Annotated in this window: 21 protein-coding genes; 12 read left to right on the top strand and 9 right to left on the bottom strand. The window is 63.4% G+C overall.

Features of this window, described 5'->3' with window-relative positions; genetic code table 11:
- Positions 1-71: 71 nt before the first annotated feature.
- Complete coding sequence (locus WBA38_RS05230) at positions 72-1,874, bottom strand: AMP-dependent synthetase/ligase (protein WP_424297208.1); 1,803 nt, start codon at positions 1,872-1,874, stop codon at positions 72-74.
- Positions 1,875-2,041: 167 nt separating this feature from the next.
- Here WBA38_RS05230 and WBA38_RS05225 point away from each other — a divergent pair, with 167 nt between their 5' ends.
- From WBA38_RS05225 to WBA38_RS05200, 6 genes are all read left to right on the top strand, one after another.
- A complete protein-coding gene (locus WBA38_RS05225; protein WP_424297210.1) occupies positions 2,042-2,449 on the top strand; it encodes a hypothetical protein in 408 nt (135 codons plus the stop codon).
- Positions 2,442-2,879 carry an SRPBCC family protein gene (locus WBA38_RS05220; RefSeq protein ID WP_424297242.1) on the top strand — a complete coding sequence of 146 codons (438 nt, stop codon included), beginning with the start codon at positions 2,442-2,444 and terminating at the stop codon, positions 2,877-2,879. Before WBA38_RS05225 ends, WBA38_RS05220 begins: the two co-directional genes overlap by 8 nt.
- Before the next feature lie 20 nt (positions 2,880-2,899).
- Positions 2,900-4,123, top strand: a complete 1,224-nt coding sequence (locus WBA38_RS05215) for an ArsA-related P-loop ATPase (protein ID WP_424297212.1) — start codon at positions 2,900-2,902, stop codon at positions 4,121-4,123.
- A gap of 191 nt (positions 4,124-4,314) precedes the next feature.
- Positions 4,315-4,653: a hypothetical protein gene (locus WBA38_RS05210; protein ID WP_424297214.1), complete on the top strand. Its 339-nt coding sequence runs from the start codon at positions 4,315-4,317 to the stop codon at positions 4,651-4,653.
- Positions 4,654-5,652 (top strand): ROK family protein, encoded by a 999-nt coding sequence (locus WBA38_RS05205; RefSeq protein WP_424297215.1) that lies wholly within the window; start codon positions 4,654-4,656, stop codon positions 5,650-5,652.
- Between the two features lie 109 nt (positions 5,653-5,761).
- Positions 5,762-6,487, top strand: a complete 726-nt coding sequence (locus WBA38_RS05200; RefSeq protein WP_424297217.1) for a lysophospholipid acyltransferase family protein — start codon at positions 5,762-5,764, stop codon at positions 6,485-6,487.
- Here WBA38_RS05200 and WBA38_RS05195 read toward each other — a convergent pair.
- A complete protein-coding gene (locus tag WBA38_RS05195; protein WP_424297219.1) occupies positions 6,484-7,857 on the bottom strand; it encodes a glycosyltransferase 87 family protein in 1,374 nt (457 codons plus the stop codon). The two genes, WBA38_RS05200 and WBA38_RS05195, sit on opposite strands and share 4 nt — an antisense overlap.
- A gap of 60 nt (positions 7,858-7,917) precedes the next feature.
- Between WBA38_RS05195 and WBA38_RS05190 the strand changes: the two genes are divergently transcribed.
- Positions 7,918-8,403: a polyadenylate-specific 3'-exoribonuclease AS gene (locus WBA38_RS05190; protein ID WP_424297220.1), complete on the top strand. Its 486-nt coding sequence runs from the start codon at positions 7,918-7,920 to the stop codon at positions 8,401-8,403.
- A gap of 59 nt (positions 8,404-8,462) precedes the next feature.
- On the top strand, positions 8,463-9,857 hold the full coding sequence (locus WBA38_RS05185; RefSeq protein WP_424297222.1) for a class II 3-deoxy-7-phosphoheptulonate synthase: 1,395 nt from the start codon (positions 8,463-8,465) through the stop codon (positions 9,855-9,857).
- Positions 9,858-9,876: 19 nt separating this feature from the next.
- On the opposite strand, the gene WBA38_RS05180 is transcribed toward WBA38_RS05185, so the two are convergent.
- Entirely contained in the window at positions 9,877-11,115 is a 1,239-nt protein-coding gene (locus WBA38_RS05180) for a protein kinase domain-containing protein (protein WP_424322240.1), read from the bottom strand.
- Positions 11,116-11,280: 165 nt separating this feature from the next.
- Here WBA38_RS05180 and WBA38_RS05175 point away from each other — a divergent pair, with 165 nt between their 5' ends.
- Complete coding sequence (locus tag WBA38_RS05175) at positions 11,281-11,646, top strand: Rv2175c family DNA-binding protein (RefSeq protein WP_424297225.1); 366 nt, start codon at positions 11,281-11,283, stop codon at positions 11,644-11,646.
- Between the two features lie 66 nt (positions 11,647-11,712).
- Here the strand turns inward: WBA38_RS05175 and WBA38_RS05170 are convergent, their stop codons facing one another.
- The 4 genes from WBA38_RS05170 to WBA38_RS05155 are packed head-to-tail and all read right to left on the bottom strand — an operon-like array spanning position 11,713 to position 16,790.
- Positions 11,713-12,630, bottom strand: coding sequence for a phytoene/squalene synthase family protein (locus tag WBA38_RS05170; RefSeq protein ID WP_424322239.1), 918 nt, complete (start codon positions 12,628-12,630; stop codon positions 11,713-11,715).
- A complete protein-coding gene (gene mptB, locus WBA38_RS05165; protein WP_424322238.1) occupies positions 12,623-14,179 on the bottom strand; it encodes a polyprenol phosphomannose-dependent alpha 1,6 mannosyltransferase MptB in 1,557 nt (518 codons plus the stop codon). The genes WBA38_RS05170 and mptB overlap by 8 nt, the downstream gene beginning before the upstream one ends.
- Positions 14,176-15,687 (bottom strand): phytoene desaturase family protein, encoded by a 1,512-nt coding sequence (crtI, locus tag WBA38_RS05160; RefSeq protein ID WP_424322237.1) that lies wholly within the window; start codon positions 15,685-15,687, stop codon positions 14,176-14,178. The genes mptB and crtI overlap by 4 nt, the downstream gene beginning before the upstream one ends.
- 5 nt (positions 15,688-15,692) lie before the next feature.
- Positions 15,693-16,790 (bottom strand): polyprenyl synthetase family protein, encoded by a 1,098-nt coding sequence (locus tag WBA38_RS05155; protein ID WP_424322236.1) that lies wholly within the window; start codon positions 16,788-16,790, stop codon positions 15,693-15,695.
- A gap of 88 nt (positions 16,791-16,878) precedes the next feature.
- Here WBA38_RS05155 and WBA38_RS05150 point away from each other — a divergent pair, with 88 nt between their 5' ends.
- Positions 16,879-17,853 carry a methylenetetrahydrofolate reductase gene (locus WBA38_RS05150; RefSeq protein WP_424297234.1) on the top strand — a complete coding sequence of 325 codons (975 nt, stop codon included), beginning with the start codon at positions 16,879-16,881 and terminating at the stop codon, positions 17,851-17,853.
- A gap of 41 nt (positions 17,854-17,894) precedes the next feature.
- Here WBA38_RS05150 and WBA38_RS05145 read toward each other — a convergent pair whose 3' ends face one another.
- Together WBA38_RS05145 and WBA38_RS05140 are read right to left on the bottom strand one after the other, a co-directional pair.
- On the bottom strand, positions 17,895-18,773 hold the full coding sequence (locus WBA38_RS05145; RefSeq protein ID WP_424322235.1) for an LppM family (lipo)protein: 879 nt from the start codon (positions 18,771-18,773) through the stop codon (positions 17,895-17,897).
- A complete protein-coding gene (locus WBA38_RS05140) occupies positions 18,770-19,465 on the bottom strand; it encodes a GNAT family N-acetyltransferase (RefSeq protein ID WP_424297238.1) in 696 nt (231 codons plus the stop codon). Before WBA38_RS05140 ends, WBA38_RS05145 begins: the two co-directional genes overlap by 4 nt.
- 300 nt (positions 19,466-19,765) lie before the next feature.
- Here WBA38_RS05140 and WBA38_RS05135 point away from each other — a divergent pair, with 300 nt between their 5' ends.
- Both WBA38_RS05135 and WBA38_RS05130 read left to right on the top strand, forming a co-directional pair.
- Positions 19,766-20,293 (top strand): SAV_6107 family HEPN domain-containing protein, encoded by a 528-nt coding sequence (locus tag WBA38_RS05135; RefSeq protein WP_424322234.1) that lies wholly within the window; start codon positions 19,766-19,768, stop codon positions 20,291-20,293.
- A gap of 109 nt (positions 20,294-20,402) precedes the next feature.
- Positions 20,403-20,816 (top strand): DUF3040 domain-containing protein, encoded by a 414-nt coding sequence (locus WBA38_RS05130; protein WP_424322233.1) that lies wholly within the window; start codon positions 20,403-20,405, stop codon positions 20,814-20,816.
- The last annotated feature ends 53 nt before the right edge of the window (positions 20,817-20,869 follow it).

The following is a 20,869-nucleotide window of genomic DNA, read 5'->3' as shown; positions in this document are numbered from 1 at the left end:
CGTGACAGAAATGCGGAAAGCCGTGCCTCGGCACCCGGGAGGGGGCGAAGCACGGCTTTCTGGGGAGAGATCTACTTCTGGTAGAGCTTGGCGATATCGGCGGCCCACTTGTCAGCGACCACATTGCGCTTGACCTTCAAGGTCGGGGTTAGCTCGCCTGAGTCTTCGGTGAAGTCGGCAGGCAGAATGCGGAACTTCTTGATCGCCTCCGCATGCGAGACCGTCTCATTGGCACTGTCGATGGACGCCTGGACCTCGGCGATCAGGTCCGGATCGGTGGCGAGGTCGGCGACCGTTGCGTCGGCCGACTTGCCGTTGCGCGTCTTCCACGCCGGGAATGCTTCCGGGTCGATCGTGATCAACGCGGCGATGAACGGCTGCTGATCGCCGACGACGACCGCCTGCGAGACGATCGCGCTCGCCCGGATGACGTCTTCCATCGGTGCGGGGGAGACATTCTTGCCGCCCGCAGTGACGATGATCTCCTTCTTGCGGCCGGTAATACGGATGAATCCATCCTCGTCGAGGGTGCCCAAGTCGCCGGTGTGGAACCAGCCGTCGGTGATGGCTGCCGCCGTGGCCTCGTCGTTCTTCCAGTAGCCGGTAAAAACGACCTCGCCCGACAGCAGGATCTCGCCGTCGCTCCCAATGCGGACGGCGTTGCCGGGAATCGGGCGACCCACGGTTCCGACCTTCACATTGCCAGGCGTATTGACGGCGATGGCCGCAGTGGTCTCAGTGAGGCCGTAGCCCTCGTAGACGGGGATGCCGACGCCACTGAAGAAGTGGCCGAGTCGGGCACCGAGCGGTGCGCCGCCGGAGATCGCCATTTCGCACACGCCACCGAGCGCGGTGCGCAGCTTGCTGTAGACCAGCTTGTCGAAGATCGCGTGCTTGGCGCGCAACAGGAAGCCGACGTTGCCGTTCTCCATGGCCGTCGAATATTCCACTGCCACGTCGGCGGCGAGATCGAAGATCTTGCCCTTACCGCCGTCGTGCGCGTTCTGGCGTGCCGAGTTGTACACCTTCTCAAACACGCGCGGCACCGAGAGGATCAGCGACGGCTTGAAGACCGCGAACGTCGGGAGCAGGTTCGCGATGTCGGCGGTGTAGCCGATTTCGACGCCAGCCTCCAGCGCCACCAGGTTGATCGCGCGGGCCAATACGTGCGCCATCGGCAAAAACAGGAGCAGGCGCTTGTCGTCGCCGAGCTTCGTGCTCATCGAGGTCTGAAGCACGCCAGCAATTTCGCCCAGCAAGTTGGAGTGGGTCAGCATGCAGCCCTTGGGGCGGCCGGTGGTTCCCGACGTGTAGATAAGGGTTGCCGGGCTCGACGCCAATAGCGTCCGACGCCGTGCGGTGACTTCGTCATCGGCGACGTCGACGCCGCGCTCGATGAGCAGGTCAATGAGGCCCTGTTCGCCCGGGACATCAATCTGGTGGACCTGAACCGAGCCGTCGATCACCTCAACCTCGTCGATGACCGCGCGATGCTTGGGAGTTTCGACAATGACGTGCTTGGCACCCGAATCGCGCATGATCCAGTCGATCTGCGGTGCGGAAGACGAATCGTAGATCGGGACCGAGATGGCACCGGCTGACCAGATCGCAAAGTCCAACAGGACCCATTCCAAACGAGTGGCCGAAACCAACGCCACGCGATCGCCAGCCTGTACTCCCGAAGCAATAAGCCCCTTGGCGAGTGCGGTGACCTGTGCGCCCACGTCAGCTGCTTTGACCGGCAGCCAGTCGTTGCCGGACTGGCGGCGGAAGATTGTCTTGTTGGGCGTCTTGTCGACAATGTCGAACAAGACGTCGGATGCGTTGCGTTGTTCGGGGATCTCGAACGCGGCGGGCGCGCGGTACTCGGCCATCTACTACACCTTCCCGAAGCGGAAAACTTCAGAATTACGTGAATCACTTGTGTGAGATCTTATCCCCGCACTGTCGGCTCGATTGCCCGAGTCGCCTTTGCCGGTCTCAGACCGCTTTCCAGCCGGTCGAGTTTCACCTGGCGGCACCGGTGTGTGAAGCTAGGACGGTGACGAGCATTCAGGTTGCCGACGAGATTTTCGTTGCTGCGGCACCGTCCCTGGCCGGCGGTGTCATCGGCGACCGCGCGCGGTGGCGTCAGTGGTGGCCCGACCTGCGACTGACGGTCGTAGAGGATCGCGAAAACCAAGGCGTCCGATGGACAGTGACGGGGCCGATTGAAGGCACCATGGAGATCTGGTGCGAAGAGTGCATGGACGGGTTCATCCTGCACTACTACCTGCACGCAGAGCCGGTTGCGCCGCTACCGGACGATCCCCGCACCCGCATGGACGAGGTCGCGGAGATGAACCGACTTCGGCGAATCGCGGGCAAAGACATGTCGTTCGAGGCGAAGTGGCTCCTGGAAGGCGAGCGTGAAGCTGGTTCGCCAGCGACCGGAGCAGTCAATGGCTGACCACACCGAGCAGTCGATTGTTATCAACGCCGACGTTGCTGAGATCCTCGCGGTGATTGCCGACTTTGATAACTACCCGCAGTGGGTGACGGCTGCTCGCGAGGTGGAAGTCCGTGAGCGCGACGCCCGTGGACGCGGGGTCCTCGTTCGATTTGTCTTGGACGCCGGCGTGCTCGCCGATACCTACGAACTTGCCTACGTGTGGGACGACGGCGACACGGCCGTTTCGTGGACGCTGGTCTCAAGTGACCTGCAGCGAGCCCAGAAAGGTAGTTACGTTCTTACCCAACAGGTTCCGGGATCGACCAAGGTGACTTACTCGCTGATGGTTGACCTGCAGATTCCGATGATTAGTCAGTTGAAGCGGCGCGCCGAAAAGGCCATCACCGAATCGGCGCTCGGCGACCTCAAGAAGAGGGTCGAAGGCTGATCGATCTAGCTCCCATCCACTTGTTGCTCGGACCGGGTGGTTCGGGCGTTTCCGTGTTAGCCGCTGCTGCGGCCCTGCATGACTCGGAGCGGCCAGGAGATCGAACCGCGCACTCGCCAGTTGGCGTGCAGTTGGGTACCGAAGGTGGCACCCTGCTGGTCTCGCTGGACTCGCGGTCGTACCTGCCCGAACGACTCGGGGTGATGCGGCTTCCCGGACAACCGGTGCCGGTGACCGCAAACGTGGACCTCCTTCAACTCGATTCCCTCGAGATCCTTGAAGCGGCCTGGCGCGATTTCACCGCCGCACTGACTGCAGTCGGCGGGGTAAAGCAAGTCCTTCCCCTGGTTGGGACTCTCGCTTCGATCGCTCCGGGAGAATTGACTTCCATGCCGGGGGCGCAAGAGTTCCTGGTGTTGCGGCAAATTCGCGATGCGGCAACGGCCGGTCGTTGGCAGCGAGTTGTTGTTGACCTTTCGGGCGTTGGTGATCCGTACGCCGTCTTGCGCTCGCCAATGGTTCTCTCTGCGGCGTTGGAACGGCTTTGGCCTCGCAATGCGCGGCTGGCTGAAGCCTCGGAAAAACCAACGGTCGCACAGTTGTCAGCGGCGCTGGAAGGCATCGACCGCGACTGCCACGATTTGACTGAACTGCTGACCGATCCCCACGGCGTGGCAGCGCATCTCGTGGTCGACGCGGGCGACCGGGGCGTGCGGGCAGCTGCCGATCATCTGGCAATCATCGATCTGATGGGCATCCCGTTGCGATCGGTGCTTGTCAATGCCGGGGTCGGTGGGCCGGGCAGCGTTGACGACGCCACAGCGGCGGTCGTTAATCTGCTGCACAATGACGAATCAGTCACGGTGACGGCAATCCCACGTGCGGCCAAGGGGCTTGATCGGTTGTCCCGAATCAACCGGATTGCCGTCGAACTGCCCAAGCCTGCGGGACGACCGCGGGGATCGGGAGCGCTGACCGTTGCGCACGTATCTGGCGAAGGTCTCGACAGCATCTTTGAAATGACCTGGAAGCAAGGACTGCCGGACCCGAACCGCCTCGAATTGGGTCGATCCGGCGACGAACTTCTCGTCACGGTGTCTGGCTTTCGCTATCCGGTCACGCTTCCGTCGGTGTTGCGTCGATGTGTGGTGACCGGAGCGGATTGGCACGATGGCACGCTGATCCTGCGGTTTGTCCCGGATGCGAGCGTGTGGCCCCAAAAGTCTGGCAAAACTGGCCGCTAACCAGCAGAGAGCACGCTGGTTGCCGCCATCGGCGATGAGATCTTTGGGCGTTACACTTGCCGCACCAGATGTTGTCCGAAGGGCAAGATGTGCGGACGGTCACGCGTCGCACGCCCACTACTTCCGAGTCGGCGGTGCACCCGGTACCGTCAAGCATCACCCGAACTTGAGCGATGAGGAATCGACAGACGATGACCGAGAGTCACAGCACTGCAGGGACCGCCGCCGGTGAGGCTGGCGATGCGATGCAGAATTTGCTCCTCGGTTTCGCCAATCAGATGGATCAACTGGCCGGGCTCATCTCGGGTACCGGAGTTCCGGCGTTGGACGCGACGCCGATCCCGGGCCTCATCGGTGAAGTCAGCGGACTGTTTTCCGAACTTAGCGACCTGGTGGCGCGGCTGTTGGCCGGTCTGATCGCCATCCTCGAGGCAGTCGTCGACATGCTGCGGGGCGATGGTGGATCCGCCGGGGCCGCCTCGACGAAGTTCGAGCCGATTTCGGTCAACATCACTCCCATGGGCCGCTAAATGACCAGCGGCCGGGTGGGCAATAGCGGTGGGGCACTGACCGTCGGCATCGATATCGGGGGCACCAGCGTCCGTGCGAGCGTCGTTGATGCACAGGGCCGCCAACTCGACACCCTGCGGACCGCGACGCCGCCGACAGCGGAGTCTTTGGAGTACTGCCTGCACCGACTGGTCGGAGAACTGCGTGACCGCTGGGCGGTGGACGCGGTTGGCCTGGCGATTGCCGGATTCCTGACACCGGACCGCCAGGTAGTGCGTTTTGCGCCGCACTTGGCGTGGCGTGAGGCGCGGGTTCCGGAAATCATGTCCGAGCGCATCGGGTTACCAGTTTTTGCCGAGCACGATGCGAACTCGGCGGCCATCGCCGAACTGCACTTCGGTGCTGCGGCCGGTGGCCACAACACGTTGGTCCTTTCGATCGGTACCGGCATTGGGGCCGGAATGATCATGGATGGGCAAATCTATCGAGGCAGTTTCGGTGTCGCCCCCGAGTTTGGTCACCTGACCGTCGTGCCAGACGGTCGTCCGTGCGGTTGCGGCAAACGTGGCTGCTGGGAGCGGTATTGCAGCGGCACCGCTCTCGTCGACACGGTGGTTGAACTGCTGGCCTCCCACGACTATCCGCGGAGCGTGCTCGCGGCCGAATCCGAAGCCGATCCCGGCTCGTTGACGGGTCGTCGCGTCGCCGCGGCCGCCGCGGACGGTGATCGCGCTGCCCTCGCCGCGTATGCGGACATGGCCAAATGGCTCGGTTACGGACTCGGAATGGTCGCGGACATTTTCGACCCGGATCTGATTGTGCTCGCCGGTGGCGTTGGCGCAGCGTCGGGCCAATTCTTAGACGACGCCCGCGAACACTATGCCGCCGCTGTCACCGGTGCCGGATATCGACAGTTGGCGCGCATTCGCGGTACTCAGCTGGGCGAAGCCGCGGGTGTGATTGGTGCCGCACAAGTGGCGAGGCAGGGACTGGCCGCACAGTTCGAGGGTGCACAGTAGAGTTGCACTTGCCCGGTAGTGAGGTAGTTGACCGGTGAATCAGTCGTTGGCCGCAGGTGGGCGGTTGAGCTGTTTGTGGATTTGTCGAATTTGAGGACGGGGAGCGTACATGTGGTACTGGCTGTTCAAATACATCCTGATGGGTCCGTTGCTACGCCTGATGGGGCGACCGCGCATCGAGGGTCTAGAGAATCTGCCGAAGTCTGGTCCCGCCCTCCTCGCGTCGAATCACTTGGCCGTCGTTGACAGCTTTTACCTGCCGCTAATGGCGCCGCGCCGCATCTATTTCCTAGCCAAGAGTGAGTACTTCACGGGAACGGGAATCAAGGGCGGATTCCAGCGGTGGTTCTTCACGGCGGCAGGCCAGATTCCGATCGACCGGTCGGGCGGTAGCGCTGCGGCCGGGGCACTTCTGGCAGGCAAGCGGGTCCTGGAGGATGGCGGACTACTGTGCCTCTATCCGGAAGGCACCCGTTCGCCCGATGGCAACCTGTACAAGGGCAAGACCGGGTTGGCGCGGATGGCACTGGAGACAGGCGTGCCCGTGCTGCCGATCGCCATGGTTGGTACCGATCGGATCAACCCGCCCGGAACAGTTCTCCCTCGACCGACCCGCATCACGGTGAAGATCGGTAAGCCGCTGGACTTCTCGCGCTATGAAGGGATGGCGGGAAACAGGTTCATTGAGCGGGCCGTTACCGATGAAATCATGTACTCGCTGATGCAGATGACCGGGCAGCAGTACGTCGACGTCTACGCGGCCAGCTTGAAGAATAAGGACGGCAGCGTCAAAGAACTCACGGATGCCGACAGCAAGCCGGGCGACGCCGCCTAACTTTGCGCTAGTTCCGGAGATTCTTCCGCAACGCGGGTTTGCCCGTCGTCGCTACCTTCCTCACAGGGCAATCGCCACAATGCCACCAGCAGCGCGATTCCCCACAGGGTGAACGAATTGCCAATCAGGTGCTCCCATGCGGCCCATCCGTGCTCGATCGGTGGCAGCAGTTGGAACACACCGATCGCAAAAATCAGTGCGCCAAGACCCGCAAGCGTGAAATAGGTGACGCGATATTTGGTTTCAGCTGACCGGTAGCCGATAACGAGGCACATCAGCAGCGACGGGATGCACCACACCCAGTGGTGGGCCCACGTTGTGGGGGAAACCAGTAGCCCCCAAACGGCAACGGCACAGGTCACCGCCATGGCGTTGACGCGACCGGTCATGGGCCCGTCGGCGAATGCCGTCACCGGACGTGCGCGCAGCACTGCCAGAAGGGCCAAGACGGTCACGGCCAAGCTTGAGGCGATCCACGCCACCTCGGCCGCACTGCCTTGGTCGCCGAACACGCGGAGCCAGGCCGCCATCAAGTTCTGATTGATTCGGCCCTCAGGCTGCCCGATGCGGGCGGTGTGGAACAGGGTGTCCGTCCAGTACGTCCGGGAGTCGTCGGGCATCCAGATCCACCCGACGGCCGCCGCGGCGATAAACGACGCCACGCCGACCGCGACTGACCGGAGCCGCCAAGCCACAAGAAACACCCCGAGAAATACCAGCGGCGTCAGTTTGATCGCCGCTGCCAGGCCGATCAGGATGCCTTGAGCTCGGCCGCGACCGATCCTGGGCACCACAAAAATATCGACGAGGATCATCGCCATCAAAACCACATTGATTTGACCGAACCCCAAAGTCATCCAAAACGGGTTAAACCAGATCGTCACCACCGACAGGGCGACGGCCAGCCACCATTGATTGTCCCGAGTGCCGATTTCGAGCACCTGCAACGACAACACCGTCACATAAACGAGCAAGCCTGCCGTGATCAGTGAGATGCCGATGCTCGCCACCGATAAGGGCATCGCACCCAGCGGGGTGAACAAGAGGGCGGCAAACGGGGGATAGGTGAACGGCAGCCAAATGCCGTCGGAGGTGAACGGCATCGAACCGTCGGCGTAGAGGCTGAAACCCTGGTGCCAAATCTGCCCACCGAGACGGTAAACATCCATGTCGAATCGGGTGCGCGTACCAAAGCTCGACGTAAACGGCACTCCCACAATCTGCAGAAGCGCCGATGCTGCGAACGCCGCCGCAATGGCGATCCGTGCCCCGACCCCTGGACGCCAGTTCCGTAGTTGGTTGGTGAGGCCGCCGGGCACCCGCTGCTCGGTCGGTCCGGGAGTCCGCAACTCGCCGTTCGTTGTCGACATGAGAGCCAGTATCCCTTGCCGGGTCGGCGAACCTCATCAGGCGCGGATAATCTAGAGGACGTGCGCTACTTCTACGACACCGAATTCATTGAAGACGGAACGACGATCGAGCTGGTGTCGATTGGGGTGGTTGCTGAAGACGGTCGCGAATACTACGCGGTGTCCACCGAGTTCGACCCGTCGCGCGCCGGTGATTGGGTTCGGACCAACGTCCTCGACAAGCTTCCGTCACCGGCGGACAAAGCCTGGCGCAGTCGTCGTGCCATCCGGGAAAGCCTTTACGACTTCCTCACCGAACCCGGCGACGGCGTCGAACTGTGGGCGTGGGTCGGTGCTTACGATCACGTCGTGGTGTGCCAGCTGTGGGGTTCGATGACCGAACTACCTCGCGAAATGCCCCGCTACACACGCGAACTGCGTCAGCACTGGGATGCTGCGGGCAACCCGGAACTGCCACCGACGCCACGGAACGCCCACGATGCGCTTGCCGACGCCAGGCACAATCTCGTCAAATGGCAAACCATCGAGGCCACGTTGCGCGTATAGCGGCGCAACAGTCTGGGCCTCCCGAGCACGCGGTGGCGTGATCGGGATAAGCTGGCACGGTGGTGAACTGGACCGTAGACGTGCCCCTGAACGAGCTTCCTGAGCTTCCGCCGCTTCCCGGAAGTCTCGCCGAGCAGTTCGACGACATGCTGGCTCGACCTGCCCTGCAGCAGCCGAGTTGGCCAGCCGACGAAGCGGACCGGATGCGGAAGGTCCTGGAGAGCGTGCCGCCGATCTGCATGCCGTCCGAGGTTGAGTCATTGGCGGAGCAACTCGCCGAGGTCGCTCACGGTCGGGCGTTCATGTTGCAGGGCGGTGACTGCGCCGAAACTTTCGCAGCCAACACCGAACCGCACATCAAGGGCAACATCCGCACGCTGCTCCAGATGGCTGTCGTGCTGACGTACGGTGCGAGCATGCCCGTCGTCAAGGTGGCGCGCATCGCCGGCCAGTACGCCAAGCCGCGGTCGTCGGACACTGACGCCCTGGGTTTGCTGTCGTACCGCGGCGACATGATCAACTCGTTGGAAGCGGACGAGCACGCCCGTGCGCACGATCCGTCGCGCCTGGTGCGCGCGTACGCGAACGCTGCCGCCGCCATGAACCTGGTGCGCGCGCTGACTGGTTCGGAAGCACGACTTTCGCACGTCCACAACTGGAACCGTGAGTTCGTCCGCACGTCGCCTGCCGGAGCCCGCTACGAGGCTCTCGCTGCCGAAATCGACCGCGGCCTGCGGTTCATGGATGCGTGCGGTGTTACCGACTCAAGCCTGGAGTCGGCATCGATTTACGCCTCGCACGAGGCCCTCGTTATGGACTACGAGCGCGCCATGCTGCGCCTAGCTAAGGATCCGAAGGGCGGCGAGGAGCCGGTCCTGTACGACCTGTCCGCGCATTACCTGTGGATTGGCGAACGCACCCGGCAACTCGACGGTGCCCACGTTGCACTCGCCAAGCTCATCAACAACCCGATCGGTGTCAAGATCGGGCCGACGACCACGCCCGAGATGGCTGTGGAATACGTTGAAACCCTCGATCCTCACAACATCCCCGGACGACTGACCTTGGTTTCGCGCATGGGCAATGGCAGCGTTCGCGACGTTCTTCCCGCGATCGTGCAGGCAGTCGAAGCAACTGGCCACAAGGTGATCTGGCAGTGCGATCCGATGCACGGCAACACCCACACCGCGTCGACCGGCTTCAAGACCCGTCACTTCGATCGTGTCGTCGACGAAGTTCAAGGTTTCTTCGAGGTGCACCGCGCCCTCGGCACCCACCCCGGCGGCATCCACGTCGAGCTGACCGGTGAAGACGTCACCGAATGCCTGGGTGGCGCGCAGGATATCTCCGACCTGGACCTGGAAGGCCGCTACGAAACCGCCTGCGATCCCCGTCTCAATACCCAGCAGTCGCTGGAATTGGCGTTCTTGGTCGCCGAGATGCTCCGCGGATAGATTCCCGGAGTACCACTGGTCAGGCGAGGCCGGAGCCGAAGGCCCAACCGACGGCACCCAGGCCGGCAGCGATGCAGGCAACGATCGTCAACCAGATAAGGGTCAGTAGGCGACCGTTCGGTGTGGCGTCCAATTCGTTGCCGTCTAAGACGTCGACGCCCTCGCTACCGTCCCAGTCGTCATCGCCATCCCAGTCGCCCCGATCCCAGTCGCTACCGTCCCGGTGATCGGGCCCGGAGTGGGAGTCGTTCCAGGCGGAGTCCCAGTTCGCGTCGTCGTGGGGTGCCGGTCTGGCGTCGAAGGCGGTCGCGGGTCGAGCGGGCACCTCGGCGGGCAGGGGGCGCACGGGGCGGGCGATTGCGGAAGTAACGCGCGCTGATGCCTGAGTGGGCGCGGGCACGGTGAAGGCAGGCAAATCTAATTCGTCGGCGGCGTCGAGGATGGCGTGCTGCATGTCGAAGCCGTCAACGTAGCGGGCGGCAGGGTCCCGTTCAGTCGCACGTAAGACGATGTCGTCGAATTGGGACGGGATTCCATCAATAAGGTCGCCGGGGGCAGGCACATCGAACGTGAGTCGCTGGTAGGCGAGCGCAAGCGGGGTGGACCCGCTGAACGGTTGCCGTCCGGTCAGGAGTTCAAACATCAGGACGCCAGCGGAGTACACGTCGCTGCGGGCGTCCACCTCCGTGGACGTGACCTGCTCCGGCGACAGATAGGCGGCGGTTCCGAGAATCACGCTTGCCGAAGTGACCCCGGCTTCGGCGACTGCCCGAACGAGCCCGAAATCAGCGACCTTGATGTCGCCGGTATCGGAGACAAGGACATTCTCGGGCTTGACGTCGCGGTGGACCAGGCCGGCTCGGTGCGCGGTGCCGAGGCCGCCGAGCATGCCGATCGCCACTGACGCAACCGCGTGGGGAGGCATGGGGCCGCGTTCGCGAAGCAGTTCGCGAATACTGCCACCGCGAACGAGTTCCATAACCAGGAAAGCGGTATCCCCGTCGACGCTTTGGTCGTACACGGCGACCAATCCCGGATGGCTCAACCCGGCGACGGCGCGGGCCTCAAACTGAAAGCGGCGCAGGAACAGGGGGTCGTTCGCGTAACGCGAATCCATCACCTTGATCGCGACCCGCCGGTGCAATCGCAGGTCAGTGCCCACATAGACCGAAGACATTCCGCCGCGAGCGATCGGAACATCGATCCGATAGCGCCGCTCCAGCACGCGGTTCAGCAGCGGGTCGTCGGGAGTGTTCACGATCATCGAATCTACCCGGTCGCCAGCAATGCGAGTGCACTCCCTGATCTGCACCCGCGCGCGTGTCGTGCGCCGGGATTGATCTGCTACGCGGGGGTTTGCTGCCTGCTAGTTTCCCAGCGTCAGTTAGTTTTCCGGCGTCGCCGCGCTGTACGCTCTTTGATTGTGGGTTCCCTTCCGCTTTCGATAGACATTCTTCCCGACGACGTCGTCGCGCTCGAACTCGACGATGCCGCAAAGCGCCTCGGCGTTTCCAGCAACCGGCTCCGAACGCTGATTCGCGACCACAACTTGCTGGCCGCATCGCGCGGTGGACGGCCAGTGATCCCCGAGGCATTCTTCGGTCCCGACGGACTGGCGAAGCATCTGGAGGGATTGGTGACCATCCTCCTCGACGGCGGTTTCACGCGTGATGAAGCACTCCGGTGGCTGTACACCAAGCAGGACGATCTCGGCCTGTATCCGGCCGATGCCCTGCACACCGACTCCGCGCGCGAAATGCTGCGCCGCGCACAGGCCGAAGCCTTCTAATCGTTGTCCGCCTGATCGTGACCCTGAACGGGAATTGATCGGCGGAGGTGTCAGCTGGGAAGGGAATTACTTAAGTCCGGTCACCAGCGACGCCGCGGCGTGGGCGAGTCTCCGAGGCATCGGCACGACCGCCCGACGGGAAAAGACATCTCCATCGAGACGCTCAATCTCCGTCAGGATTGCGCTGTACGACCGGGCGGCGGCGCGGATCGCCGGGCGCGTGCGGTGGGGCAGCGCTTCGATAGCTGGCGCAGCTCGCCGATATTGGTCCCGGTTCACCGCGATGAAGTGTTTGACGGCGCGTCGCACAGATGAATCAGCGTGGCCCGCAGCAGCATTCGCCATCAGTCGGGTGTCGTCGACCCCGAACGCGGCCAGCTGATCCGCGGGCAGATAGATCCGATCCCGAGCGGCGTCCTCGGCCACGTCGCGCAAGAAATTCGTCAGCTGGAACGCCTCGCCGAGGAGCTCGGCCCCGGCGGTGGTCTCGACATTGTCGCGATCCACACCGAGGATCGGTAGCAGTTGAATGCCGATCACCGCCGCGGACCCGTAGGTGTACTCGGCGAGCTCAGCAAAGCTGGCATACCGATTGCGGAACAGGGGGTGCCCGGGCAGGTCCATCCGCATCGACCGTCCGAAGTCGATAAAGGTGTCGGTCGGAATCGCGAACCGGCGGACTGAATCAGCGAGCGCGGCAACGACGTCGGCTTCGCCTGCGGGGAGGTCGATGTGGGCGTTGGCGTCGAATGCCGAAAAGAGCCCAGCTTCGAGGGCATCGAGTCGTGCGGTTTGGTCGGCGATGGTGATGCCGGGTGCTGGCTCGTCGACGATATCGTCGGCCAACCGGGCATAGGCATACAGCGCAAACACTGCACGCGCACCACCGCTTGGCAGCAACCGCGAAGCCAGGTAGTAGGTGCGACCCGCACGCCGGGTGATCGCTTCGGCCCGCTGATAGCCAGCTTCGACGTGGTCAACCATGGCGCAGGAGTGATCCGAAGTTCCTGAGTCGCAAGGGATCCGGCCGACGCAACGAAACGGCAGCGAGGGTTGCCAGAGCGATCGCCAGCAGGGTCTCGACGGGTTTGTAGAACAGAATCGAGTCGTCGGGTTGGAACACGATCAGATAGAACGTGCTGATTCCAACGACGACCTGCCGCACCCACATCGGTAGCACGAATGCCACCGCCAAGCAGGCGACCCACGTGTAGTACCAGGGAAGGGTTGACGGTTCGAGCAGGAGCAACGCGAGCATCGCCCACGCCATACCTGCCATGGCATCCCGCTCGTTACGACGTGATCGCCACCAGAGGTACACCAGGATTAACGCGAGGGCGGCGCTGCCGATGGCGCGTGTTACTTCGAGGACCGGTTGCAGGTTGAGCGCGGTCCACGGTGCCGCCACGTACGTGATGATGTGGCCAATAAAGATGGGAATGGTGAACGGATTGATGATGCGTGAGGCATACGACAGTCCGTTGGTCCACCCGATGCCGAGACCCAGGATCGCGGTAAAGGCACCGAAGACCGCTACTGGGATGGCACCGGTGGCGAAAAAGATGCCGATGCGATCCCGCCAGGTAATGGGTTCGCCAGAATAATGTGGGTCGGCTTCGCGTCGCTTCCGCAAATGGTCGAGCCAGATCCACATGATGAATGGAATAGCGATTCCGGCGGTGATCTTGACCGATAGCGCGAGACCGAGGGTTAGGAGTCCGGCGACATGTTGTCCACGGAGGGCGAGGGCGACGCCGGCGGCCAGGAACCCCATCATCAGTAGTTCGAGGTGCGGCCCGGCGACGAGATGCAGCAGCAGCATCGGGTTCAGGAGCACGAGCCACAGTCCCAGGCGCCTGCTGGCGCCAAAATGCTCGGCGATTCGCGGAACCGCCCACATGGTGAGCAGGAGTCCGGGTAGGAGGGCAACGCGGATCAGGAACACACCCGCGAAAACGTTGTCGCCGGTAATCCCCACAATGCCGCGAAGTAGGAGCATGAACCCGGGACTGTAGGGCGAGGTTGTGGGTGCCCAGATTTGCGCCATCGAATCGACGATGGGCCCCGGATGGTGCGCGGGACCGTCGGTGTACGGGTCGAAGCCCTCCATGAGGACTGTCGCTTGGCCGAGGTATGCGTACACGTCCCGACTGAAGGTCGGGATGGCCACCATCAGCGGGGCTGTCCACGCGCCGATGGTCACCATGGTGGCGCGCAGGCTCATTCGCTGGTGATCGCGACCGATCTGTACCCAGGCGATCACCATCAGTGCGACGCCCGTCCAGAACGCCATGCCGGACAGCGTCTTGCCGTGCCCATACGTCATCGGTTCCAAACCGAGATTGGCGAGTGTCGGGTTGTTCCGTGGCACATCCGACAGCCCGTAACTGCCAGCCACAACGAACAGCACCCCTAGGAAACCGAGGCACGCGTCGGGGTAGCGGCTCAGAAAAATCCCCACCCCGGCCCTCGCTCCAGTCGCCGAATCGGCCCCCATCGCCTGTTTTGCCCCAGGGGTCACCATTTCAGTCATTTTCGCCTCCCCGACGATGCGAGGTAGGTGTTGACTCGCTGTGCGGCGAGTCCGCCGGAAATGACGACGGGCGGAATGCCCACGCCGGGGACGGTCGCGCTACCGCCAATGACCAGGTTGGGGGTACCCGGCCACACGTTCGGCGTTCGCAGCGGACCGGTTTGCATCACGGTGTGAGCGACCGAGAAGGGGGTGCCCGCCGGTAAGCCGTCCCGCAACCAGGTGCCCGGGTGATCGATGCGGAGCGGGCGTAGCTCGGCGATTCCGCGGTATCCGCGGTCCTCCAGGGTGTTGAGAACGTCGGCGGCGTACGGTCGGGCCAGTTCGTCCCATGCGAGGGGGGCCGAGTCGAGATTAGGGGTTGGTGCCAGCACCGACACCGACTCAAGACCATTGGCGGTAAAGGTGGTCGGATCGGTGACCGCCGACCGAGTCAGCAGGAATGAGCCGTCGCCCATCACGCGGCCGGGGCGGCCGGTCAGGTCGGCGAACGTTTGCGTCCACGCTTGGCCGAAGTCAAGGGTGTGGTGCCCGGATCGCCACTGATCGGTGACGCTGACGGGCAGTACCCCGTGGACGACTACTGCACTCGGTGAGTAGCGCAATCGTCGGCGACGTCGGTCGTCGCGCAAGAGCTCGGCGATCGGTTCGCGTTCGCCGGTCGCGACGATGGCATCGGCGGCTATCGCTTCCCCGTCGATCATGACGCCGGAGGCGGTCCCGTCGCTACGCTGCAGGATTCGCTTCACGCGGGTGCCGTAGTCGATGTGCACGCCAGCGTCGACCAGCGCATCGGCGAGGACTCGTCCAATACGACCCATACCGCCAGCGGGTGCCGATAGGCCTCGCCCGATGTCCATGTCGGCGATGATGGCGTAGATGGCGCGTGCCCGGTGCGGTGGCACTCCGGCATAAAGCGCTTGGAAGGTGAAGGCGCGCTGCAGTCGGGGATCGGTGGCGAAACGCCCGACTCCGGCGGTGAGCCCACCCAGGGCTCGTAGCTTCACCAATTGTGCCGCCGATGCCCGAGTGGGGGCACCGATGAGGTCGCGGAAACCGCCATAGTTGCGGTCGATAAATGTGTCGAACTCCGCGTCGTAGACGCGGCGCAACCATGTCAGGAGGTCGCGCGTCCCTGCGGCTGCTTCGGGACCGAAAGCCGTGGCGACGGCATCGGGAATGTCGGCACTTTCGCGGGGGATCTCCAACGACGAGCCATCGGCGTAATTCATGACGTAGCTCGGTTCGACGGGCGACAATGCCAGTCGTCGATGTGCGTCGTCGCGGGTCACTCCGATGGCCTCGAGTGCCTCCACGATGAGTTCGGGCATGGTGAGAACCGTTGCGCCGGTATCGAATTGGTGGCCGTCGATGGTTTCGGTTCGGACTAGTCCGCCGGGGGTGTCGGTGGCCTCAAATATCCGCACCTCATGGCCCGCGCCACGGAGGCGGGCAGCCGCGGTCAACCCTGCCAGCCCGGCACCAATCACCACTACCTGTGCGCTCATCGCAATCACCGCTGCCGGTGCGTAATGCGGTGGGCCATCGCAACCAGATCGGTGCGGGCGGTATCGCTGACGTCGAGGGCATCGATTCCGCTCAGTGCCGCGCTCAGCCGCGCGTCGATCTGCCGTTCCACCTCGGCAAGCGCGCCGGAATCGACCAGCACGCCGCGGGCGGCGGCGATCTCATCGGCCGAGAGTTCACGCCCGATGTGCGACCGCAAGAGCTCAGCACCCTCGGCCGACGTTCGCTGCAGGCCCTCCGCCAGTAAGGCGGTGCGCTTGCCTTCGATGAGATCATCGCCGGAAGGCTTCCCGGTTTCGTCGGGATCACCAAAGACGCCAAGCACATCGTCGCGGAGTTGGAACGCCACTCCCAGGTCGATTCCGATGCGGCGCAGGGCGGTAAGAACGGACTCGCCGGCACCGGCGAGGGCGGCTCCGATCTGCAGCGGACGGGCCACCGTGTACGCCGCTGTTTTGTACTCCATCACGCGGTACGCGGCGGTCACCGATTCATCGCCCGACGACTCATTGGTGATGTCGAGCAACTGCCCGCCGAGAACCTCGGTGCGCATCTGCGACCATAGGACGCCGACCGGTCGTGGGAGCGGTTCCAGCTGTGCCCAACCGTTGGGGTTTGGCCCAATGCCGTGGACGAGGTCGTCGGCCCAAGCGAGGGCGAGATCGCCGAGGAGGATCGCCGCCGACACCCCGTAATGCGCAGCGTCACCGGCAAATCCGCGCGCCACGTGGGTGGCCTCGAACTGGCGGTGGACGGTCGGCTGGCCGCGTCGAGTATCAGAACGGTCGAGGATGTCGTCGTGGATTAGGGCACATGCCTGGATCAACTCGATGGCCGCACCCAGTCGCAGCGCCATTTCTTCGGTATTGCCGACAGTTCCCGTGCCAGGGGGCGGGCCGCACTGCCATCCGGCGAAGACGAACAGCGGTCGCACACGCTTACCGCCAGACAACACAAAGTCGGCGAGGATATCGCCGGCCTCGGCGACGACGGGATAGATGGCGTCGATCGTCGAGCGATTGGAAGCGAAAAACTCCGCCAGCACCTCGTCGACGGCGGCGGGTACCTGCGCAATGTTGACCACGACAGGCAAGGTTACCGGTCGTGCCTGAGTACCGGCCGTCGCATCTGGTGGTAGTCGGCCACTTTCCGGTGTCCGTATAGTTGCGGAGGTGACCGATTCGATCCTCAACGGCCCCGACGCCCGCGCCAACGCGGCAACCTCGGTGGTCGAGCGCCTCGCGGCCCCGCATTCCGGGCCCGTGCCTTTTTCCGTGGAGTTCTTTCCGCCGCGCAATGCGGAGGAAGAGACCCGCCTGTGGCGTGCGGTTCGAGTGTTTGAACGAATGAACCCGGCGTTTGCCTCCATGACTTATGGGGCCGGAGGCACCACCCGCGACCGCACCGTGCGGATCGCGGGCGAACTCGCAACCGAAACTACGCTGCTGACCGTCGCGCACCTCACGGCGGTCAACCACAGCATCGACGAGTTACGTGCGCTGGTCGGTGCCTATGCAGACAAGGGCATCGTCAACCTGCTGGCCCTTCGTGGCGACCCGCCGGGCGATCCGCTCGGCGAATGGGTCAAGCACCCGCAGGGCGTCTCATACGCGGAAGAACTGGTCAGTTTGATTGCCGAACTCGGTGATTTCCATGTCGGCGTTGCATCGTTCCCCGAAGGACATCACCGCGCACCGAACCTGGCCGCCGATACCGGCAACCTGGTGCGCAAACTGCGCGCGGGTGCCGAGTACTCGGTGACGCAGATGTTCTTTGACGTCGACGATTACTTGCGCTTGCGCGATCGCGTTATCGCCGCGGACCCGGAACAGGGCGAAAAGCCGCTGATCCCGGGAATGATGCCGATCACGTCGTTGAAGTCAGCACGACGGATGACTGAACTCTCGGGCAGCACCATCCCCCGAGCAGTCGAGGAGCGGCTCGCCAAGGCCGCAGGCGATGGTCCCGAAGAGAACCGCGAATACGTGCGCGCTGTCGGTATTGACCTCTGCACGGAGGCCTCCGAGCGGCTCATCGCCGAGGGAGTGCCGGGGCTTCACTTCTGCACCCTGAATTTTGCGAAGGCGAGTTGCGAAGTTCTCGAACGGATTGGTGTCGACACCCGAGGGGCACTCACCGCAGTTTAGAGTCGTGCCGCCTCGCTTGGTGCTGTAGAGAGTGGTGCCGACTAGTGCGGCGCGCGTTCCTCGTTCGATCCGGCTTTGGCTTTAACCGCCGCAGCGTCGGCACCGACGGTTTTTGACTCGGCGGCGTTCTTCGCCGTGCCAACTTTTGCGGTGTCCTGCTTCCAGAATGCGAGGTTGCGGCGAGTGGGGCGACCGGGGCGTGGCGTCCGGTCGCGACTTTGGTAGGCAGCATAGGCCACCATCGCGACGACGATCGCGCACAGGAGCCACATGAACCAAGCCCAACTCGACACGGCTGCGGTGGCTGGATCGGGGTATTCCGCGTCGGCCTGCATGTCGATGTTTTGACCCGCGGGCGGCGTCCACGAGACTGCGGTGTCCGCGATCTGGCGGCCGTTGGTGGCAATGACTTCGCCGCCGAACGAGACTGTCAGGGCGAAGTACACCGAATTCGGCTCCAAGCCAGCCAGCGATGCCGAGCCGCGGAAGCGGACGATGTCGGCACTGCGCTGGGACTTCAGTGTCACAGTTGCCGCGGGATCAGGGAGGGCCGCGGCGATGATGTCGCCGAGCTGACTGAACTGGCCTGCCGTCAGCCGATCAAAAGTGAGTTCCGAGCCGATCTTGCCTTCTGGGGTTGACACCGGTTGACCATCGGGTGCCGTCGTGGTGGAAGGCGGTGCCGGGGGTGTCGTCGAATCGGTGGCCGCTGGATAGTCCGCGGCCCACACCTGTCCACTGAGCGAAGCGGGAATATCGAACGCTGGCTTTTGCGGATGCTGATCCGGTGATGCCGCAATGATGACGGTGCCCGAGAACTGGTCGCCGACGGTCGTCGACTTCGTCAGGCAACCGGTCAACAGTGGGATCATCGCCAACAATCCCAGAATCAGCATGCACGTGCGGCGGATCAGTTTCACTGCCTCATCGTGCCAGACGAAACGTCGTCTTCGGCGGCAGGCGCACCGAGGGGGAGTGCGCGCCCGAGGAAAGCAAATGGTCGGGCATCGCCGACAAAGTTGAAGTAGCGAAGCACATCACCGAACCCAAGGCGGCGGTAAAGGCCCCAGGCGCGGTTCTCTTCTCCAGGCACCTCCGGCGTGGATAGCAGCACCTTGGCTTCGGAGCGATCGTGCAGGAGTGCGGTGAGCAGACGTTCGCCTACCCCTCGGCCCTGCGCCACCGGGTGCACATGCAGTTCGGTGAGCTCAAAGTAGTCGCGGAGATACTCGCGAGCCTCGGCCGGTGCCATGCCCGCGCGCATCAGACCCGAATACAACTGGCGATGCCACCACTGATCGGGTGCTCCTCGGTAACCGTAGGTGACGCCAATGAGTACCTCGCGGTCACCGGTTGCCAGGGGCGGTCGTACACGCAAGTGGGAGAAGGTGGGGCGCAGCGAGTCGAGGGCCGAGATCGTCGCGAACGCGCCATAGGCCACCCAGTCTGGGCGCGCGATGTGGTCCCGCCAGAGAGGAACGCGGGAGGTTTCGCTGCCGCGCGGATAGTGCATTGCGGTGACGTAGACGTGCACTGCCGGATCGAGCCACAGATGCGCCAACTCTGGGGAAAGCCGAGCGATGCGGATCGAGGACACACCAGATGACGTCATCGTGGTTCCTCTCTTCCGGTGACGCGCGGGCAGTAAGGAGGATATCGGTACTTGCCGCCGCGCTTGCATTCCGGCTATCGTGGAGATTATCGAACTGGTGTTCGTATCGGTTCGTGAAACCCGGTGGCCTGGGGATGGGGAAGACATCGCCAGGCCATTGGTGTTGGTACTAGAGGGCAGTGAATTCGGTAGCGCTGTCCTTGTTGGTGCACCTGGCGAAGGAAAAATTGTCAGAGGTCCCTGCAATGGTGTGGTTAACGGCCCGGGAAACACGGGCAATTTGCTACGAAAGGCGGCGACATGGCGTACTCAACGCACGATTCCTCTCGCCCAACCCCGGCGCTTCTGGTTCCGGCCGCTCGGCAGTCGGTCGCTACCGCGTCCAGTGTCGATCCGGTCGTCGTGCATCGAAGTCGCGATCTACTCGAACGTGCCGAGGTGCTTTTCGATCAGGCGGCGTCAGTGCAAGACGACGGCGCCGAGCGCTTCCGGTTGTTTTATCTCGCCGCCATCCGTGCGTCAGGTGCCGTCTTGGAGATCTACGAGCCCTCATCCAAGGTTCGTCGTCGCCGGGGTGCGGCCGACGCCTGGAGTCGTATTAAGGCCCGTGCCCCGCAATGCGGTGAGTTGGCTGAGTATTTTGGCGGCTTGTCGACGATGCGCTCGCAAGTTGAAGCTGGCTTGGTGCGGACCGTCGATCCAACGTTCTGTGCCCGGGTCGAGCGTCGTGCCATGGAATTCCTTGACGTCGCCGATTCGACGCTTTTGGCCTACGAACAGGGCAAGCTCACGCCCAAGCGAACGCCAACTCGTCGTACGGTGGCGTGAAAGTAGAACCCATCCGGCGGCAATGGTGGTAAGGCGACGTGATGACTCGTATCATGGGGGCATAGGTGCGAGCAGTCAGAACTTGCCCACAACCAGTAAGGGAGGGGCGGTGCCGCTTTCCGAGCACGAGCAGCGCATGCTCGATGAAATAGAGAGCGCTCTCTACGCCGAGGACCCGAAGTTCGTTTCGAGCGTGACCCGTCACAAGGTTCGCGTTCCGAACGCTCGTCGTCGGATCGTCGTGGCGCTCGGGTTCTTGGTCGGTCTCGCCCTGCTGATTGGCGGGCTCATGGTCGACGTGGAGATCGGGGGTCTCAAGATTTTGAGTTTCGTCGGTTTCTTAGTGATGTTCGGTGCAGCCGCATACGGGCTGATTGGTGGACGCGCTCAGATGTCCGGGCCCGCCGATGCATCGACGCCGAAGAAGAAGTCAAAAGCTGGCGGTGCCGCGCATGGCTCATTGAGTCAGCGCATGGAAGACCGCTTCAATCGACGGTTTGAGCAAGACGACCGGGATATCTGAACGTCCGCACTACCGGCACTTAGCGCCAACAACTGAATTCTTAACCAGTGGGG

It is taken from the genome of Gordonia sp. (in: high G+C Gram-positive bacteria), from assembly GCF_049647785.1.
Classification (GTDB): domain Bacteria; phylum Actinomycetota; class Actinomycetes; order Mycobacteriales; family Mycobacteriaceae; genus Gordonia.
Note: the sequence above shows the minus strand (reverse complement) of the source record. Positions and strands in the feature narration are given on the sequence as shown.

Excerpts from the sequence above, each read along its gene's own strand:
- WBA38_RS05230 (WP_424297208.1), bottom strand. The coding sequence starts at position 1,874 with ATGGCCGAGTACCGCGCGCCCGCCGCGTTCGAGATCCCCGAACAACGC.
- WBA38_RS05220 (WP_424297242.1), top strand. The coding sequence starts at position 2,442 with ATGGCTGACCACACCGAGCAGTCGATTGTTATCAACGCCGACGTTGCT.
- WBA38_RS05210 (WP_424297214.1), top strand. The coding sequence starts at position 4,315 with ATGACCGAGAGTCACAGCACTGCAGGGACCGCCGCCGGTGAGGCTGGC.
- WBA38_RS05205 (WP_424297215.1), top strand. The coding sequence starts at position 4,654 with ATGACCAGCGGCCGGGTGGGCAATAGCGGTGGGGCACTGACCGTCGGC.
- WBA38_RS05200 (WP_424297217.1), top strand. The coding sequence starts at position 5,762 with ATGTGGTACTGGCTGTTCAAATACATCCTGATGGGTCCGTTGCTACGC.
- WBA38_RS05195 (WP_424297219.1), bottom strand. The coding sequence starts at position 7,857 with ATGTCGACAACGAACGGCGAGTTGCGGACTCCCGGACCGACCGAGCAG.
- WBA38_RS05170 (WP_424322239.1), bottom strand. The coding sequence starts at position 12,630 with ATGGTTGACCACGTCGAAGCTGGCTATCAGCGGGCCGAAGCGATCACC.
- mptB (WP_424322238.1), bottom strand. The coding sequence starts at position 14,179 with ATGACTGAAATGGTGACCCCTGGGGCAAAACAGGCGATGGGGGCCGAT.
- crtI (WP_424322237.1), bottom strand. The coding sequence starts at position 15,687 with ATGAGCGCACAGGTAGTGGTGATTGGTGCCGGGCTGGCAGGGTTGACC.
- WBA38_RS05140 (WP_424297238.1), bottom strand. The coding sequence starts at position 19,465 with ATGACGTCATCTGGTGTGTCCTCGATCCGCATCGCTCGGCTTTCCCCA.
- WBA38_RS05135 (WP_424322234.1), top strand. The coding sequence starts at position 19,766 with ATGGCGTACTCAACGCACGATTCCTCTCGCCCAACCCCGGCGCTTCTG.